The sequence below is a fragment of the Rhodococcus sp. ARC_M5 genome (assembly GCF_022810405.1).
GTDB lineage: Bacteria > Actinomycetota > Actinomycetes > Mycobacteriales > Mycobacteriaceae > Rhodococcoides > Rhodococcoides navarretei.
The window spans coordinates 271,287-287,722 of sequence record NZ_JALGQE010000004.1 but is presented as its reverse complement, the minus strand read 5'-3'; the positions used below and the strand labels follow the sequence as shown (position 1 = coordinate 287,722).

Genomic DNA, 16,436 nt, shown 5'->3' with positions numbered 1-16,436 from the left:
AGTACCGCCCAAGTTAGCTACTCGTCGGTAACTTAACGGATATTACCCCCGATCGGTTCCGCTGCCAAGGGCGGACCTACTCGCGAGTAATAGAGCGTCGACGGCTGTGCCGCCGGTCACGTCGCGGTAGCGGTTCTCGGCGGTGAGGATGGTCAGCCGAGAACCGATGTCCGACGCCAAATCCTCTGGCGTGTAGAGGATTTCGGGTTCCTGTGGGCCCCCGGTGCCGGACTCGATGTTTGCGGAGTGGTGTCCGAGAATCATGAGGATTCCATCAGGTTTCAACGCTGACACCGCCGTCGTGACCGCCGCGCGACGCGCGTCCGGCGGCAGATGGAGGTAGAACATGAGAACCAGGTCATAGTTCGGCGATGGTGACAACTGCGTCACATCGGCGTGGACCCAGGTCAAGCGATCGCGCACCGACCGCGGTGCCGAAGCCGCCACGTCATTCGCCCTCGTCAAGGCCACCGAGGAGAAATCGACCGCGTCGACGGTCCAGCCACGGGTTGCCAACCAGATGGCGTTTCGACCCTGGCCCGACGCGAGATCCAGTGCGCGACCGCGTTTCAGCGTTGTCGCGACCTCGACCAACGTCGCGTTCGGTGCCTCGCCGTAGACGAGTCGTCGGCCTTCGTACTTGCGATCCCAGTCTGCGGCGTCCACCTCGGGAAGCCTAGTGGGAGCTGTTACAGCGTCGCGCGCAGCAGCAACACGTTGTAGTTCTGATACACCGTCGCCAGGAAGTACAGATCGCGTCCGGTCGAGTACGGGTGGATGTACGGCGCGTAGATCGAGCTGACCTCGCGAGTATCGACCAGAACCTCCGGCGGGCTCCACGGCCCGACCGGCGAGGGCGAGCGCCGCAGCACGATCGAGTTGGCGTTGTCGGTGGTCACCATCAGGTACTGCCCGAGAGTGGCGTTGTACGCGACGGAGAGCTCGCCGACGCCGTCGACGATGGGCGCTGCCGCTGCCGGGTCGCCCTTCTTCCAGTCCTGGCCGGTCCAGTACTCGTATTCTCCGAGCTTCGCGATGTCCTGTTCCTTGACGCGAGCGATGTGGCCGAGGTTGAAGCGGCCGGGCGGAGTGCCGTACTGGTAGACGTATCCGCCGTCCTTCAGATAGGCGCTCTGCTGAAAGTTGCGGTCGCCGCCGACGCTGGGGCGCTGAGTGTCGGGCAGTGCTGCCCAGTTCTCCCCGTTGTCGTTGGAGACCGCCAAGCCGGAGAAATTGGTTTCCCAGGTTCCGGCGGGGCCCCAGTTCTTCACCGACATCAGGTTCAGGTACTGACTGTCGCCGACGGCCACCCCGGCCGTCGGAATCCTGCTGATCTCCACGAACGGGATCTTGGGGCTGGGGACGACCTCTTTGGTCTGGCCGAGAGGGTCGAGGACGACGCTGTCGAAGTTCATGCCGTCGGCGAGGTTGCGGTCGTTGCTGCGCACGATGGCGTTGCTTCGCCACGACCAGAGGCTGCCCTGCAGCAGGTTGGGTACGCCGAGTCCGGCGGTGTCGCCGAATGCCGTCAACACTTCGCCGCGGCCGTTGTCCCACATGATGCCGAGATCGGTGCCGATCATGTTGACGTTCTGCGTGTTGTTGGGACTCGACATCCCGGTTACCTGCGCGACGGCCTGGGCTCGACCGTGCAGCTGCGGCAGCCCGAACGTGCCGTTCAGCCCGGCGATGGGATTGACCGCATTGGGATTGGCGAGCGCGTTGGGCGCTGTGACCAGCAAGGATGCTGCAACGGCCACGGTGGCAACGGTCAATACTCTGGAACCCACGCGACTCACGACGTTCTCCCCGATTTCGATTCCACTCCCCGGTAACCGATGGAACCATACCAGCGGTTTGTTCGAGCGGGCTTGAATCGGCGCATCGGCTGTTTTGCGGAATCGGGCAAATGCACCTCGGTGTCGTAATCTGGACAGCGTGAGTGATCTACCCGATTCCCGGCTGGCGAGGGATCTGTCCGTCAGTGCGATGCGGCTGAATCGGAGGCTTCGTCTGCGACATTCCAGCGACAGGCTGCCCGTCGCTCACCTGTCGATTCTGACGACACTGCTGCGCGAGGGACCGATGACGACGGGCGAGTTGGCCGCCCGGGAGCGAATCAAGCCGCCGTCGGTCTCGAGGTCCACGCACGCTCTGGTCGAGTCGGGTCTGCTGGACAGGCTCGCACATCCGACGGACGGCAGGCAGGTGGTCCTGCAACTGACCGATGCGGGGGCGGCGGCCGCCAAGGAAGAGGTTGCCGCCCGCGAGATCGCGCTCGCGGCGCAGCTGGACGACTTGAGTCCGCAGCAGCGGGAAACACTGGCCGCGGCGGCACGGATCCTGACCGAGATCGTCGAAAAGGTCGACTGAACACCGTCAGTTCTCGTGGTGGACTGCCTGATCGAGGGCGTCGACATCCCAGTCGAGGGTCGATCCCAGCTCCTCGGAATCGCCTCGGCGCGCGACGCGGCCGAGGGTTGTGGCGACGACTGCCGCGCAAACCATCCACACGGCTACGCCTATCAGCAACCCGGTCATGTCACACTTTCTAGCACCTGTGTCTGTGAAATAGCCGTGAAACGGTAATTCGGCTTTGTTGCGATTCGATAATGGTCGTTTTCGGTCCGACAATTCAGGCGGGTCGAAGGTGCTGTTCCACAACGGTTGTGGAGGTTCGGTCGCTGAGCCGATTTCTCCGGAAACAGACCTCAAAGAACGGACTCGGAATCCCGTTTCGATCGCATTCTTTCCACAGCAATGCGAAATCGACCGGCGGGTGGGCATACGCGGCACACGGGGTCGAGATCGGCCTCGAAATCGACGTCACGCAATTCGCGGAGCATCGTGATCGACGCACCGGCGGTGGACAAGGCGTCGAGTGTGGCGGTACCCGTGGACGGAGCGGACATGGGTACGTCGATCAGGGCCCGCGCCAGGGCAGGGTCGCGTAGACCCAGCGCCCACCAGCCGCCGTCCTCGGCCGAACCCAGCACGTCGGTGCTCTCGAGTTGCGCGGCCGCATCGGTCAGCAGTTGCGCCGTGACCTGTGGGGTGTCCATGCCGATCTGAAGTACGGCTCCGGTGGTCGCCGCGTCGGCGTGTGCGTTGGCCAGCCGTTCTCCCAAACCGTCGCCGCGCTGCGCGATCACCGTGAACGACGCCAGAGCGCGGGTCAGTTCGTCGGCACGGGCCGCGTCGGCGAGATTTCCGGTGAGGGCCACGACGCGGTGATCGACCTCGGCGGCCCGGACGGCATCGAGGGTGTCCAGCAGCGAGGCCGCGGCCAGTTCGGCCGCGGCGGCGTCACCGATCGTGGCGGCGAGGCGCGTCTTGGCGAGCCCGGGAACGGGCGCTTTGGCCACGACGAGCGCAGTGACGATCACGAGAGCACCTTCCAGAAATCGCGAACGGCGACGATCGTCCCCTTGATCGAGCCCGAGACCTTCGATGTGCCGGCGGTCCGTGGACGGTAGACCACGTCGTGTTCGACGACCGTCCATCCAGCACCGGCTGCCAGGACCAGTAGCTGCAGCGGATAGCCCGAGCGTCGATCGGTCACATCCAGGTCGAGCAGTGCTTGACGTCGGACTGCCCGGATGGCTCCGAGGTCGTGTACGGGCAACTTGTATTTGGTCCGAAGTCGCAGTGACAGAACGGCATTGCCGATCTTGGCGTGCAGCGGCGAGCTTCCCTTCACGGGTCGGCGACGGCCGACCGCGAGGTCCGCATGCTCCAGGGCCGCCACGAGCGTCGGCAGATCACGCGGATCCATCGAGCCGTCACCGTCGAGGACACAGACGATGTCGGTACGGGCTGCGAGGACGCCTGCGTGTACGGCTGCCCCGTATCCGGGCACGGATTCGGAGACCACGGTGGCCCCGTGAGCAGCGGCCACGGCGGCGGTGGCGTCGGTGGAGTTGTTGTCCACCACGATGATCGAATAGCCCGGCGGCACCGAATCGAGTACTGCCGGAAGTGATTCGGCCTCGTTCATGCACGGCACGATCACGGTGACCGATGGTGAGTCAGACACGGGGCGGCCCGGTTCCCTCGGCGTCGCGCAGAGGTGCGTCGGCGAATGCGGTGAGTCCGTCGATCGGCATGATCTTCGCGCGGAATCCCAGGGTCTCTTCGGCCCGGCGGGAACTGGCGACGATGTGCCGAACGTCGCCCGCTCGGTACTGCCCGGTGATCTCGGGCGTCGGCCCGCCGCGCGCGTCGGCGAGGACGGTCGCCACCTCGCCGATGGTGATCGGTTGTCCCGAGCAGACATTGAGGGCGGTGAAGCCGTCGAGCTCGGCCTCGATCGACGCGATGTTGGCGGCTGCCACGTCGTGCACGTGGACGAAATCGCGGGCCTGCTTGCCGTCCTCGTACACCGTCGGTGCCTGGCCGCGTTCCAATGACGAGCGAAACATTGCCGCCACACCGGAATACGGAGTATTGCGCGGCATGTGTGGCCCGTACACATTGTGGTAGCGCAGTGCGACCACCGATCCACCCGTGGCGATCGCCCACGCGGAGGCGTAGTTCTCCTGTGCCAGTTTGCTCGCCGCGTAGATGCTCCTGGGTTCGAGTAGCGAATCTTCCTCCACCAGAAGCCAATCGAGGGGCTCACCGGATTTCGGATCGCGATTGTCGAACAGGCCGGCGTCGAGATCGGCGCGGGTGCGGGGCGGCGGAACCACGGTCTCGCCCGAGGAATTGAGGTACCGCCCCTCGCCGTAGACCACCATTGAGGACGCGAGAACCAGTCGGGAACAGCCTGCCTCGTACATCGCCGCGAGCAGCACTGCCGTCCCGTAGTCGTTGTGGCTGGCGTAGGCCGGAGCATCTGCGGCGTCGACGCCTGCTCCGACGACGGCTGCCTGATGGCACACGACGTCGATCCCGCGCAGTATCTCGACCAGTGCATCCTTGTCGCGCACATCGAGATCGGTGATCCCGTCGGCTCGCGCTCCCGGACCGTGCGCAGATTCCAGCATGGCGTCGACGGCGACCAACTCGTGTCCGGAGCCGGCTGCCGCGTCGAGAATGTGGCCGCCGATGAATCCGGCTGCGCCGGTGAGCAGTACCCGCGTCATGGCAGTTCGATCGGTAGGTCGATCCCGGTGTGCACGCGGCACGTGGGACAGTCGTCGGTGGGAGCGTCGGAGATGGCCGCGCGCACCAACGCCTTGAGCGGCTCGATGTTCTTCTGGAATTCGGCGAACACGTCCACCGCCTTGACGCCCTGGCCGGATTCGATGCCGGCGTCGAGGTCGGTCACCAACGCGATCGGTGCGTAGCAGAGTTCGAGTTCGCGAGCCAGGACGGCTTCGGGATGGCCGGTCATGTTCACCAGTGTCCAACCCTGGCGGGCGAACCACTGGCTTTCGGCGCGGGTGGAGAACCGGGGGCCTTCGACGACGACCATGACGCCGCCGTCGACAGCGGTGTCCTGGACCGCGGACTTCCGGAGCGTCGGGCAGTACGGGTCGGCGAATTCGACGTGAACGCCGCCCTGGTCGAAGTAGGTCTGTGCGCGCCCGGAGGTTCGGTCGACGAGTTGATCGGGAATCACGACGGTGCCCGGGCCGTACTCCGGTACCAAAGATCCGACCGCGCACGGTGCGAACACCCGGCCGACTCCGAGCATCCGCAGCGCCCACATGTTGGCGCGATAGGGCAACGTGTGTGGGGAGTACTCGTGCTGTCGGCCGTGTCTGGGCAGAAACGCCACGCGGCGACCTTCGACCTCGCCCAACGTGATCGGAGCGCTCGGCGCACCGTAGGGGGTCTCGAGCACTATCTCCTCGGCGTCGTCGGCAAAGAACGAATAGAAGCCGCTGCCGCCGATGACGGCTATCTCGGCCCGCCCCGTCGCGTCGTTGTTCATCTGCTCATCCTCCATCACCGTCGGTCGATATGCTGGTCCGAGATCGTGTTTTCGTTCAAGTCCGCAGGGAGAAAAGACTATCCGCTACTGGAGAGAAGCCGTCGCAGGCACGTTGGCCGTCGCGCTGGTCGTGGTCGCGTTCATCGTTCCGTATCTGGGGAACGAACTCGTCACCCCCATCATCAACCGAACCCCGCAGCAGGTGCGCGACTTCGCCGATGCGGCACCGCTGTTCGGCTTCCGCGAGATTCATGTGGGATGGGGAACGCCGTTCGCCGTCCTCATCGCGGTGGCCACAGTGCTGTGGGGGCCGACGCTGGCACGACGCCTGTCGTGGACACGGTTGCTCGTCGTCGTGTGGGCTGCGTCGGCGGCCTGGACGATGGCGCTGGCGATGGTGGACGGCTGGAAGCGCGGCTTCGTGGACCGGCTGGCGTCGACGGACGAGTACTTGCACGAAGTGCCCGGCATCACCGACATTCCGGCAACACTGCGCGGGTTCTCCGAGCGAATCCTGGACTACCAGGCGGATTCGTGGACCACACACGTGTCGGGACATCCGCCCGGCGCGTTGCTGACGTTCGTCTGGCTCGACCGTCTGGGGCTCGGTGGCGGAGCTTGGGCGGCGACGCTGTGCGTGCTGGTCGGTACGAGTGCCGCAGTGGCGGTGGTCCTCACGCTCCGCGTGCTCGGCGACGAGACCATGGCCCGGCGGGCAGCGCCGTTCGTGGCGATCGCTCCCGCGGCGATTTGGATCGCCGTCTCGGCCGATGCGTTCTATGCCGGCGTCGCCGCGTGGGGTATCGCGTTGTTGGCGATCTCCACGAAGCGGTACCAGTGGCCCGCCTCGATCGGCGCGGGAGTGCTGCTCGGGTTCGGCGTCTATCTCAACTACGGGCTGGTGTTGATGGGCCTGCCTGCCGTCGCAGTGCTGATCGCCGGGCGGAAGATTCTGCCGTTCGTCGGTGCGCTGATCGGAGCCCTGATCGTCGCCGCCATCTTCACCGCGTACGGATTCTGGTGGTACGACGGCTACTTGCTGGTGCAGGAGCGCTACTACCAGGGCATCGCAACCGATCGCCCCTTCGAGTACTGGGGTTGGGCGAACTTCGCAGCTCTGTTCTGTGCGTTGGGTGTTGCTGTGCCCGCTGCGTTTCCGCGGATCCTCACCAGGGTGGAGCCGATCAACCTGCTGGTGATCGGCGCTATCGCGGCGGTGGTGATGGCGGACCTGAGCCAGCTGAGCAAAGCGGAGACCGAACGAATCTGGTTGCCCTTCGCCATGTGGATGCTGATCGCGCCTGCTGTGTTGCCGATCCGGACGCATCGGTTCTGGTTGGCACTGCAGGTGATCGGCGCATTGGCGATCAATCATCTGCTGTTCACGAACTGGTGAGCGGAGCCAGCGTCATCTGAGCGAACCAGCGCCCGTCGATCGGTGCCACGTCCACCACGCGAAGGCCTGCGGCATTGGCGAGATCCGCGGTGGCGTCGGCGCTGACGCTCGACCAGGCGAACCAGTCGCCGACCATGGTGTCGGTTTCCCAGCGAACGGTGCGATGACGGATTCCGGTGTCGCTCGGCGCATCCACCTCGGCGATGACCGCTCCGTGCGGTGCCAGCAGGTCCGCCGCGCGGCGGAGCAGTCGCACCGGGTCGCCGCCGATGCCGATGTTGCCGTCCGCAAGCAGGACACATGACCAGTTGCCGGTGTCGGGCAGCGGCTCGAAGAGGTCGCGGAGCACGGCATTGCCGCCGCGGCCGATGGTCAGGTCGACAGCGGCTTTGGAGGTGTCGACGCCGAGTGCCGAAACACCGCGTCGGGCAAGCGCTTCGGTGAGGCGCCCGGGCCCGCAGCCGAGATCGATGGTGGAGCCGGTGCATCGGCTGAGCATGGCGTGATCGGCGCGGCGATCCTCCGCGGACGAGGCGCTGCCACCCATCCAGCGGGCGGTGGGGAGCTTCTGCCTGCTGCCGTCGGAATCGCCTATCCAGCAGGGTAGTCCGGCTGCTGCGCGGTGAAAGAGTGTGTCTGCGGTGACGCTCATGCTCGGCTCCGTACGAGGATCAATCGAATGAAGTAAGCGATTGCGCTCACGATGAACAACGCAGCGGTCAACGCGAGCCAACGTCCGAGGAATGGCTCCTGCGTCGAACCGGTTGCGGCGCGGTAGGACTCCGCACCCTGCGAGAGTATCCCGGGGAAGAACATCAGAAACGTCAGTGCGGTTCCGAGGGCGGGGACCCGAACGAAATTCACCGGTGACACGGCCAGGGTTCGGCGTGGGATACCGGTGATCACGCGATCGGCCAGCGAGTAGAGCGGGAAGAGTACGGCGTCGTGCAGCAGTACCGATCCGAAGAACCACACGAGTATGGACTTCCACCAGATGTCGCTGTTCCACAGACTCTGCGGCCCCGCGAGAGTGACGACGTAGCCCACCAGCGCGAACGACAGCAGCAGACCGACCGCGTGCAGCGGGTGCCCGCCGTAGATCTTCGTGAACGCTCTCATCCGAAGCTCCTGACCGTGCGACGCAAACACCCGTGCGCGAGGGCCACCGTCTTCGACGGCGGCGACTCGCGCACGGGCGTTCAGGAAGTGATTAGGCAGTGCTGACCGTGATGGTCGCAACGCCCACGAGCAGTCCCGGGGTCACAGCATCGGTGTTGAAGGTGCTGTTGAGCAGTCCGGCAGCGGTCTCCGAGATCTTCACCTCGGTGCCCTGCAGGATTGCGGTGTTGTCGGGTCCGGTAGCGAGCGGCTGCAGGGTGCGGCCGTCGAGATCGAACAGGACTGCGTCGGCTGCTGCCTCTTCGCCGTTGACCATGACGTCACCGGTGAGAACCGAAGTGCCGGGGTCGATGTCGAAGTTGATGAGCTCGACGACGGTCTCGCCTGCGGTCAGCGACAAGCCGCTGCCTTCGTGCATGATCTCGCCCTGGACGTAGGGGTCGACGGTGCCGGGCTCCCAGTACTTGACGTCTCCGCCGGTGATCGGGAAGCGGATGGATCCGTCTGCGAGAGTCGCGGTTCCGACAACGCCGGGCGTGAGGCCCAGGGTGGTCAGTGCGCCGGTGAAGCCGGGATCGAGAGCAACTGCGGTGTCGACACCGTTGCTGAGGTCGGGGACCTCGGCTGCGGGCTCGGGCATGCTCTCGGTGGTCTCCATGGCCGACGACGCCGAGGAGGTGGCTGCGTCGGTGGTCTCGGACGCTTCGTCGCTGGAGCATGCGGCAAGCGGGACGATTGTCAGTGCACCGATTGCGGTGGCGGCCAAAGCTTTACGAACTGTGAACATGTCGGTCAACCTTCCGTGCTCGTCTCTCGAGCGTTGTGGGTCATTCGGCGCTGCTTGCCGAGCGGATGGGTTTCATCTCGATCCCCTGCAAGGGAGCGTGTCCACCTGTTACCCGACAAACCGGACTACCAAACCGGAAATTTTCCGAAGGTTCACTCGAGGTCAACGAAGGATCAAGTCCGCCGCCCGTTCGCCGATCACTACCGACGGTGCGTGAGTGTGCCCGCGGATGATGCTCGGCATGATCGATGCGTCGGCGACGCGAAGGCGGTCGACGCCCCGCACCCGTAGTTCGGAGTCGACCACACTGTGGGCGTCGTTGCCCATCCGGGCAGTGCCCACGGGGTGATAGAGAGTGTGGGCATTCTGTTCGAGGGCCTCGGTGAGCAGGTCCGCCGGGGAGATGTTCGACGCCACCCTGGGGCGGACGATGTCGCCCAGCTCGCCCTTCATCGATGGGGTTTCGGAGATTGCAACGCAGGCCCGTAGCCCTTCGATCATGGCGCGGCGGTCGAGTCCGCCGGGGTCGCTGAGGTAGCGGGGTTCGACGATGGGCTTGGCCAGGGGGTCGGCCGAGCGGAGGGTGATCTCGCCTCGGCTCTCGGGTTTGACGAGTACCGCGCCGATGACGGCGGCGTGCGAATCCTGGCCGACGAGTCCCTCGTCGAAGAACGGTGCCGGTCCGAAGATGAGTTCCACGTCGGGCAGGGCGAGGTCTTCTCGGCTCTTGATGAATCCGTACGCCTCGGCGACGTTCGAGGTGAGCATGCCGCGACGGCGCGTGAGGTAGTTGACCAACTCGGGGATCTTCTCGGCGTGGAAGAGGGAGTCCCTCTCGGTTTTCCAGCCGATGAGGGCGGCCAGGTGGTCGAGCAGGTTCTGCCCGACACCCGGTGAGTGGTGCTGCACGGTGATGCCGTGCGACTTCAGCTGTTCCTGGTCGCCGATGCCCGAGAGCATGAGCAGCTGAGGGGTGTTGATGGCACCGCCGGAGAGGATCACTTCCTTGTGCGCGCGCACGGTGAGTACCTCGCAACCGGAGGTGTATTCGACGCCGACTGCGGCAGTGCCCTCGAAGAGAACGCGAGTGGCATGTGCCTCGGTGAGGACGGTGAGGTTCTTGCGCTTCTTCGCCGGTCGTAGGTACGCATCGGCCGTGCTCCACCGTGCTCCGCGCTTCTGGTTGACCATCGTGCGGGTGAAGCCCTTGGGCTCGGGCAGGTTGGCGGTCTCCAGCGGATAGCCTGCTTCTTCGACGCCGTCGAGGAACGAGGACGTCAGGTCGCGGGGGCTGCGCTGGTGAGAGACGATGAGTGGGCCGTCGGTTCCGGCGTCGAGTGCTGTTGTGCCCTCGATGTTCTCGATCTTGCGGAAGTATCCGACGAGGTTTCGGAACGCCCACGAGTCGTCGGACACAGCCGCCCAATCGTCGTAATCGGCGGCGAAGCCGCGTACCCACATCATGGCGTTCATCGACGACGAACCACCGAGCATCTTGCCGCGTGGCCAGTAGATGCTGCGATCACGCAATTCCGGCTGCGGTTCGGTGAGGTAGTCCCAATCGACCTCGCTGCGAAAGAGTTTCGAGAAAGCAGCGGGGATGTGAGCGAACTTGTTCTTGTCCTCGGGGCCGGCCTCGAGGAGGATCACTTCGTTGCGGGGGTCTGCACTGAGGCGGTTGGCCACCACTGCGCCTGCCGAACCTGCGCCCACCACGATGTAGTCGGCAGTCTTGCGCTGAGAGCTCATCATTGTCCTTCGGTCGGTGTGGTCGCAGAGGGGTCAGCCGCGCAGGGCGGAGGCGAAGATCGCCGGCAGCTTGGACCAGGACGGTGCACCGGCAAATGCGGTGAGCAGCTTGCCGGTCGATGCTGCGGTCTTGTTGGTGACGAACCACGGCGGCTTCGGCGAGATGGACAGTTCACCGTTGACCAGCGATCGCGGTAGTGGCCGGAAGGGCCCGCGCACCACTGTTCGCTCCGCCCCATCTATCAGGAGGGCGTTGTGCACGATGCCGATTCCGCTCTGCACGTCGTCGATGGTGTGGCCGGGGAATGCACCCCAGGTGGCGGCTGCGGTGAGGAATCCGATGGCCGTCCAGGCGTTGACGGCGATGGTGCCGTAGTGCAGGTCGGCGAGCATGGCGTCGAACTTCACGCCGAGTTCCTTGATGGTGCTGGGGGTTCCGATGATGTTGATGCCGAGCGTGCCGGTGAACTCCTCGTTTGCCGCCTGTGCCGCCTTGGCCGCGAATGCTGCTCCGCTGTAGGGCAATTCGATCACACCCATGACCGGTGCGAAGTACTCGGTCTGCAGCAGCGGTGCGTATTCGCCGGGGTTCAGATCGGTGATGAGAACGCGGCCACCATGGTCGCCCAGGCGTTCGGCCGACGGGTAGGTGGCGGTGGCGTCGGACACCCGCTTGTCGCTGCCCGGGTAGTAGGGCGCTCGTGCCGGGGCACGGTCGAGGGCGGCGCGCAGGGCGGCGACGAACTCGTCGCGCTGCTTCCATTCCGAGGACAGCACGACGACCTGCGAAGCGACACAATTGTATCCACTGTTGTGCAGGCGCTGGGTGGCGATGTGCTCGGCTTGGAATTCGATGTCGGCACGGCTCCACTCACCGGGTAGCACGATGGTGGGCGAGACACCGCCGAGTTCACTGGAGATGTCCTTGGTGAGGATCGGTTCGTTGGCTGCCTTGCGGGCTGCGCCGTCCGGGCCGGGTCCGAAGACGATGGCGTCGTGCGTGATGGAACTGCCGGTCATGTGGACGTGGTCGACTCGGTCGTGCTGTACCAAGTACGTGCCGACGTCGGCTCCGCCGGTCAGCAGGCGCAGTGCGCCGATCTCGACGAGCGGTGCGAGCACCTTCTCGAACACCGGTAGCAGCGGATCCATGATGGGGTTGAGCTTGAGTGCGACCACCCGGTTGAACGCCATCAGCTCGTACAGCGCATCCAGCGGTGCGATCGAGGTGATGTTGCCTGCGCCGAGCACCACTCCGATGCCTGCGGTGCGGGTGGGGTCGAGTTGACCGAGGCCTGCGGAGCGCTGTGCGGTTGCACGGTCGATTCCGGGCTTCATCCACACCTCGGCGGTGAATCCGTTGAGCAGCAGTCGCTCGAAGATGTTGAGCGGGAGCACCGATACCGTCGTGCGCCCGCCGGGTGCGGTCCCGAACTTCGCGTCCGCCAGTGGACTGTTGCCTGCCTCCAGCGCTGTGAGCGTGTGCGCGACGGTGCCGAGCCCGTTCAGGAACGAGTAGGGACCGGACAGCCATTCCTCTCCGACGAGGCTGGAGGAGGCGTCGAGCTTCTTGATCGACGTTGCCGCCGTGACCCACTCCTGCGCGTGAGTCGAGGTCAGCGCGTGCACGCGTTCGAGGAGCGCCCGCCGTTCGGCCAGTGTGAGGCCTCCCCAGGTCTCCTCGCCTCGAGAGAGATCGGCGAGTGCGGCGTCGACTGCCTCGAGTGGGCTCGGTCCGCTCGTCGGTACGGGCTGCAGGTGTGGGGTCACGTCGCTGGTCAACTTCTCGGCTCCACTCGTCGTTCGGATACACGGGTTCCATTGTGATTGTGGTCTCACCTCGGCTCGGGGCGCTATGGGCCACGGGCCTCAATCGGGCACGACGGTTTGTGCCGTCGCACAGTTCTGTTGTGGCGTGGCTTACACAGGTGGGTCTAGAGTTCGGTCATGTCCGCGACCGAGTTCGACCTGCATCCGTCACCGACCGATCTGGCCGCGACGATGCTCGACGGCGTCGACGATCTCGCGAACGAATTGGTACGACGGATCCTGGGGGCCGAGCACGCCTACCTCGAGTCGACGCTGCTCACCACCGAGCAGCTTCACGACGCGGCGCGGAACAATCTGGCGTCGATGTTGGGCAAGCTGTCCGGTCGGGCACCCATGCGGCTCGAGGCGGCGCGGGACGCGGGCCGACTCAAGGCCGAGCAGGGGGTGCCGTTGGCAGCTCTGCTGCACGCGTTTCGGCTCGGCGGCAGGTTGGTCTGGGACGAGTTGATGGAGCGTTCGGACGGCCGGGCAAGTCACGCTCTGCTCGACATGGCCGCTGAGGTCTGGGCGCTGGTCGACGTGTATTCCGACGAGGCTGCGGAGGCCTATCGGGAGAGTGCCGACATGCGTGCGCGCGAAAGTGCCGAAGCCCGTGGACGTCTCATCCGCGTACTGTTCGCCGATCATTCGGCCAATCCCACCGCGGCGGCGGATGCCTTGCGGACGTTCCGAATTCCCGACCACGGCTACTTCGCGGTGATCTCCCAGGAGCCGTTGACCGCGGCGGTCGGGGTCGACGGGCTGATCGCCCGCCTGCGCACCGCCGGAGCCGAATCGGTGTGGGACGCGGAGGTGGACGGCAGCGTCGGACTGATCTGTGCCGCAACGGAATCAGCGATCGATGCCGCGCTGGTTGCGCTGAGCGAGCTGTGTCCCGGACGGGTGGGGGTCAGCTCTGTCTTTCGGTCGCCGTCGGGCATCGGTGACGCCGTGGGACAGGCGCGGTTGGCACGGTCGTGTACCTCGGCCGAGATCGCGCCTTCGGCTCCGGTGCGCTACGACTCCGTGCCGGTGCCGCTACTGCTGGTGCGTGATCCCAATTCGGGCCGCATTGCCTCGCGTCAGATACTCGGTGATCTGCTGGGGTTGCCGCGGGCGGAACGGCAGAGTTTGCTGGCGACACTGGACGCCTGGTTCTCGTGCGGCGGTTCCACGCGCGATGCCGCCGAATCGCTGCACTATCACCGCAACACGGTGTTGTATCGGCTGCGTCGAATCGCCGAACTCACCGGCCGCGACTTTCGTGACCCCGCGCAGGCTGCGGAACTGTACGTCGGACTCAGAGCCCATCAGCTGCTGTCCTGACAGGATCAATGGCTGGCGAGGACGACGTCGAGGATCCCTGCCCCGAGTGGAACGGGAACGCAGTTCGGAGGGCTGGCGTTCGCCGGATCGAGGGCGTTGAGTGCCAAGCGTAGTGCGGTGGGGTCATAGGTGAACGTGAAGTGCGCGACCTCGGTGTCGGGACACACGTCCTGCACCACGATGTTGTGCGCCCCCGGATCACGAAGCAGCGCATTGGTGTACGGCTGAATCACCTCGTCGACTCGGGTGGCGATGGACGTGTATTCCACTCCCGGGACGGTGTCGCCGCCCGCATTGAGGCGGTCGAGGAAGTCGGACCCTGCCATCAACTGCGCCAGGCCCGGCCCGAATTCGCCGGCCACCACCGTGGTTGCACCGGGCACCGCCTGCACGACGGGCGCGACTCCGTACATGGTGCCGCCGTACGTCGGGCTCGCTATTCCCACCCAGCGGTCGACGGCGTAGGCACCGCCGAGCCTGTTGACGAAGTACCGGGCAACTGCGGCACCCTGTGAGTAGCCGACCAGGTCCACCGCGGCGGCACCGGTCGCTCGAAGAATCGAGACCGTCATCGACTTCAGCTGTGCTGCACTGTCTTCGATGACACCGTAGCCGTTGGACTCTCCGTCCGGCGACGTGCCGTAGTTGATGGCGAAGACGCAGAAGCCGGCTGCCTTCAGGATCGGCGCGAAACCGGCCCAATCGGAGTACGCGGTGGAGTCGGTTCCGTGCACGAGAACAACGGGATTCGGATGGGCTGCCGTGGGCTTGCAGTCCATGCCGTTGGCTCCGGGAGGTGCTGCGTCGCGATTGGCTCCTGCATAGCGGATGGCATCGGCGTGATCGGGTTGCTCGGGCGCAGCGGCGATGGGCATCAGGGGCGATGCCTGTGCGGCCGGCGGGAGCAGAGTCGCGGCAGCGACGATGACGAGGGCTATCAGACTTCGTCGCGGTCCACGCATGGCATGACGATATTCCTCGAACTGTGGAATGTCCCTACGAGTAAACGTCATTGCTGAGAAAAGTCACAAGAATTGTTCTGGCGCCGAAACCGAGTCGAATGCGCACACCGAACGGAGCTCAGCCGTGGTGGCTGAGCCCCGTGCGGGTGAAACAGGCTGCTGTGCAGGTCAGAGCCGACTCACGCGTAGCCAATCGACACTCATCGTCTGCGGGTACGGCGTGCTGTTCAGTGTCTTGCCGGTCCAGTTGTTGCCCACGGCGACGTTGAGCAGGATGTAATGCGGCCAAGTACCCGAGAATGCGGTCCAATTGCCGCCTTTCGCCTCGTACTGGGCTTGATTCAGGGAGTATCGCGCGATTCCGTCGACGAACCAGGTAATGCTTGTCGGTAGCCAGTCGATTCGGTATGTATGGAATCCACTGTCGACGGGATTCATGCTGCCGCCGGCTTTCACGTCCTGATTGGGGTTCGATCGGGCCGGGCCGTGCAAATTGAATGAAGGCCCGTACATCCCGGGAATTTCGACGATATCGACTTCCCCTTGGCTCGGCCATGAATATTCGCCACCGGGTTGCATTCCGAGAGTCCAGAATGCGGGCAACAAGCCTTGGGCGCTCGGCATCTTGATCGATGCTTCGATGCGCACCGGCGGCGTCGCCGATTGCTTGTACATGCTGACCACGCGGGCGCTGGTGAAGTTGTACGGTGCTTGCTTGCGGTCGGGCGGATTCTCCCGCCGTGCGGTGATGTTCAGTGAACCGTTGAACTGGTTGGCGTTGTTCCAAGAATCTGTATAGTACTGCTGCTCACCGGAACTCGCGCCCCAGCGGCCGGTTTGAAAGCCCCACTTGGCGGGGTCGGGTCCGCCGTATCCGTTGAACTGATCTTCCCACAGCAGGGTTCCTGCTCCGCCTTGGGTTCTCGCGGGTGCGGCGAGGGCGGGGGCGGCGGTCGCCGCCGAGACGACCACGGCCATCGTGGTCAGCGCGACCGCAACAATTGTCGATAGTGATTTCATGAGGGGGGATTCCTGTCAGGTCATATGTCGGTGAACAAATGTCGACATTCGATTTCTAGCACGACAAAGCGGGCGGTAGAAGTCTCTTCTGAAATGCAGGAATTCTTGCGAATACAATGATTGAATTCGCCGCGCTAACGGTCGAAAACGAGGTAGTGACCGATATTCAGCGGTGGTCGGTTTGTTTCAGGAGTGGTGGCAGTGACTCGATGCAGTCGGTGAGTCGTGCTGGGTGAGCAGACAGGAGCGGAGTCTGCGGAGACGGCCCCGGGCGGGGCGATCGGTGGAGCCGGTGACGGGAATCGAACCCGCCTCTCAACCTTGGGAAGGTCGCGTTCTACCAATGAACTACACCGGCGTGTGGTGCGGGTGTCCAGGTTAGCAGGG

General features: G+C 64.9%; 17 protein-coding genes and 1 tRNA gene. 3 read left to right on the top strand and 15 right to left on the bottom strand.

Going from position 1 to position 16,436, the window contains the following annotated elements; translation table 11 throughout:
* Positions 1 to 42 precede the first annotated feature (42 nt).
* Both MTX34_RS08885 and MTX34_RS08880 read right to left on the bottom strand, forming a co-directional pair.
* Positions 43 to 666, bottom strand: a complete 624-nt coding sequence (locus MTX34_RS08885; protein ID WP_243609145.1) for a class I SAM-dependent methyltransferase — start codon at positions 664 to 666, stop codon at positions 43 to 45.
* Between the two features lie 23 nt (positions 667 to 689).
* Entirely contained in the window at positions 690 to 1,775 is a 1,086-nt protein-coding gene (locus MTX34_RS08880) for a DUF4185 domain-containing protein (protein ID WP_279393072.1), read from the bottom strand.
* Positions 1,776 to 1,938: 163 nt separating this feature from the next.
* Between MTX34_RS08880 and MTX34_RS08875 the strand changes: the two genes are divergently transcribed.
* Positions 1,939 to 2,373, top strand: a complete 435-nt coding sequence (locus tag MTX34_RS08875) for a MarR family transcriptional regulator (RefSeq protein WP_243595194.1) — start codon at positions 1,939 to 1,941, stop codon at positions 2,371 to 2,373.
* Between the two features lie 6 nt (positions 2,374 to 2,379).
* On the opposite strand, the gene MTX34_RS08870 is transcribed toward MTX34_RS08875, so the two are convergent.
* The 5 genes from MTX34_RS08870 to MTX34_RS08850 all read right to left on the bottom strand — a co-directional run bounded on the left by MTX34_RS08870 (position 2,380) and on the right by MTX34_RS08850 (position 5,881).
* Positions 2,380 to 2,541, bottom strand: a complete 162-nt coding sequence (locus MTX34_RS08870; RefSeq protein ID WP_243595193.1) for a hypothetical protein — start codon at positions 2,539 to 2,541, stop codon at positions 2,380 to 2,382.
* A gap of 170 nt (positions 2,542 to 2,711) precedes the next feature.
* On the bottom strand, positions 2,712 to 3,386 hold the full coding sequence (locus MTX34_RS08865) for a DUF2064 domain-containing protein (protein WP_243595192.1): 675 nt from the start codon (positions 3,384 to 3,386) through the stop codon (positions 2,712 to 2,714).
* A complete protein-coding gene (locus MTX34_RS08860; RefSeq protein ID WP_308198122.1) occupies positions 3,383 to 4,036 on the bottom strand; it encodes a glycosyltransferase family 2 protein in 654 nt (217 codons plus the stop codon). Before MTX34_RS08860 ends, MTX34_RS08865 begins: the two co-directional genes overlap by 4 nt.
* The gene (locus MTX34_RS08855) at positions 4,029 to 5,087 is read right to left on the bottom strand and encodes an NAD(P)-dependent oxidoreductase (protein ID WP_243595191.1); all 1,059 of its coding nucleotides are present in this window, start codon (positions 5,085 to 5,087) and stop codon (positions 4,029 to 4,031) included. Before MTX34_RS08855 ends, MTX34_RS08860 begins: the two co-directional genes overlap by 8 nt.
* On the bottom strand, positions 5,084 to 5,881 hold the full coding sequence (locus MTX34_RS08850; protein ID WP_243595190.1) for an S-methyl-5'-thioadenosine phosphorylase: 798 nt from the start codon (positions 5,879 to 5,881) through the stop codon (positions 5,084 to 5,086). The genes MTX34_RS08855 and MTX34_RS08850 overlap by 4 nt, the downstream gene beginning before the upstream one ends.
* A 112-nt stretch (positions 5,882 to 5,993) precedes the next feature.
* Between MTX34_RS08850 and MTX34_RS08845 the strand changes: the two genes are divergently transcribed.
* On the top strand, positions 5,994 to 7,277 hold the full coding sequence (locus tag MTX34_RS08845; protein ID WP_243595189.1) for a hypothetical protein: 1,284 nt from the start codon (positions 5,994 to 5,996) through the stop codon (positions 7,275 to 7,277).
* On the opposite strand, the gene MTX34_RS08840 is transcribed toward MTX34_RS08845, so the two are convergent.
* The 5 genes from MTX34_RS08840 to MTX34_RS08820 all read right to left on the bottom strand — a co-directional run bounded on the left by MTX34_RS08840 (position 7,264) and on the right by MTX34_RS08820 (position 12,690).
* Positions 7,264 to 7,929, bottom strand: coding sequence for a methyltransferase domain-containing protein (locus MTX34_RS08840; protein WP_243595188.1), 666 nt, complete (start codon positions 7,927 to 7,929; stop codon positions 7,264 to 7,266). The two genes, MTX34_RS08845 and MTX34_RS08840, sit on opposite strands and share 14 nt — an antisense overlap.
* Entirely contained in the window at positions 7,926 to 8,396 is a 471-nt protein-coding gene (locus tag MTX34_RS08835; RefSeq protein ID WP_243595187.1) for a hypothetical protein, read from the bottom strand. Before MTX34_RS08835 ends, MTX34_RS08840 begins: the two co-directional genes overlap by 4 nt.
* A 91-nt stretch (positions 8,397 to 8,487) precedes the next feature.
* Positions 8,488 to 9,183 (bottom strand): hypothetical protein, encoded by a 696-nt coding sequence (locus MTX34_RS08830; protein WP_243609144.1) that lies wholly within the window; start codon positions 9,181 to 9,183, stop codon positions 8,488 to 8,490.
* Between the two features lie 162 nt (positions 9,184 to 9,345).
* Positions 9,346 to 10,932: a GMC family oxidoreductase gene (locus MTX34_RS08825; protein ID WP_243609143.1), complete on the bottom strand. Its 1,587-nt coding sequence runs from the start codon at positions 10,930 to 10,932 to the stop codon at positions 9,346 to 9,348.
* A gap of 33 nt (positions 10,933 to 10,965) precedes the next feature.
* The gene (locus MTX34_RS08820) at positions 10,966 to 12,690 is read right to left on the bottom strand and encodes an aldehyde dehydrogenase family protein (RefSeq protein ID WP_243609215.1); all 1,725 of its coding nucleotides are present in this window, start codon (positions 12,688 to 12,690) and stop codon (positions 10,966 to 10,968) included.
* 189 nt (positions 12,691 to 12,879) lie between these two features.
* Between MTX34_RS08820 and MTX34_RS08815 the strand changes: the two genes are divergently transcribed.
* On the top strand, positions 12,880 to 14,067 hold the full coding sequence (locus tag MTX34_RS08815) for a CdaR family transcriptional regulator (RefSeq protein ID WP_243609142.1): 1,188 nt from the start codon (positions 12,880 to 12,882) through the stop codon (positions 14,065 to 14,067).
* Positions 14,068 to 14,072: 5 nt separating this feature from the next.
* On the opposite strand, the gene MTX34_RS08810 is transcribed toward MTX34_RS08815, so the two are convergent.
* The 3 genes from MTX34_RS08810 to MTX34_RS08800 all read right to left on the bottom strand — a co-directional run bounded on the left by MTX34_RS08810 (position 14,073) and on the right by MTX34_RS08800 (position 16,407).
* A complete protein-coding gene (locus MTX34_RS08810) occupies positions 14,073 to 15,029 on the bottom strand; it encodes a triacylglycerol lipase (protein ID WP_243609141.1) in 957 nt (318 codons plus the stop codon).
* A gap of 168 nt (positions 15,030 to 15,197) precedes the next feature.
* Positions 15,198 to 16,049, bottom strand: a complete 852-nt coding sequence (locus MTX34_RS08805) for a glycoside hydrolase family 16 protein (protein ID WP_243609140.1) — start codon at positions 16,047 to 16,049, stop codon at positions 15,198 to 15,200.
* 284 nt (positions 16,050 to 16,333) lie between these two features.
* Positions 16,334 to 16,407, bottom strand: a tRNA-Gly gene (locus tag MTX34_RS08800).
* Positions 16,408 to 16,436 lie beyond the last annotated feature (29 nt).

What these genes read in the sequence shown, in the direction of transcription:
- MTX34_RS08805 (WP_243609140.1), bottom strand. Translation starts at nt 16,049, where the DNA reads ATGAAATCACTATCGACAATTGTTGCGGTCGCGCTGACCACGATGGCC.
- MTX34_RS08840 (WP_243595188.1), bottom strand. Translation starts at nt 7,929, where the DNA reads ATGAGCGTCACCGCAGACACACTCTTTCACCGCGCAGCAGCCGGACTA.
- MTX34_RS08810 (WP_243609141.1), bottom strand. Translation starts at nt 15,029, where the DNA reads ATGCGTGGACCGCGACGAAGTCTGATAGCCCTCGTCATCGTCGCTGCC.
- MTX34_RS08870 (WP_243595193.1), bottom strand. Translation starts at nt 2,541, where the DNA reads ATGACCGGGTTGCTGATAGGCGTAGCCGTGTGGATGGTTTGCGCGGCA.
- MTX34_RS08815 (WP_243609142.1), top strand. Translation starts at nt 12,880, where the DNA reads ATGTCCGCGACCGAGTTCGACCTGCATCCGTCACCGACCGATCTGGCC.
- MTX34_RS08825 (WP_243609143.1), bottom strand. Translation starts at nt 10,932, where the DNA reads ATGAGCTCTCAGCGCAAGACTGCCGACTACATCGTGGTGGGCGCAGGT.
- MTX34_RS08835 (WP_243595187.1), bottom strand. Translation starts at nt 8,396, where the DNA reads ATGAGAGCGTTCACGAAGATCTACGGCGGGCACCCGCTGCACGCGGTC.
- MTX34_RS08850 (WP_243595190.1), bottom strand. Translation starts at nt 5,881, where the DNA reads ATGAACAACGACGCGACGGGGCGGGCCGAGATAGCCGTCATCGGCGGC.
- MTX34_RS08830 (WP_243609144.1), bottom strand. Translation starts at nt 9,183, where the DNA reads ATGTTCACAGTTCGTAAAGCTTTGGCCGCCACCGCAATCGGTGCACTG.
- MTX34_RS08855 (WP_243595191.1), bottom strand. Translation starts at nt 5,087, where the DNA reads ATGACGCGGGTACTGCTCACCGGCGCAGCCGGATTCATCGGCGGCCAC.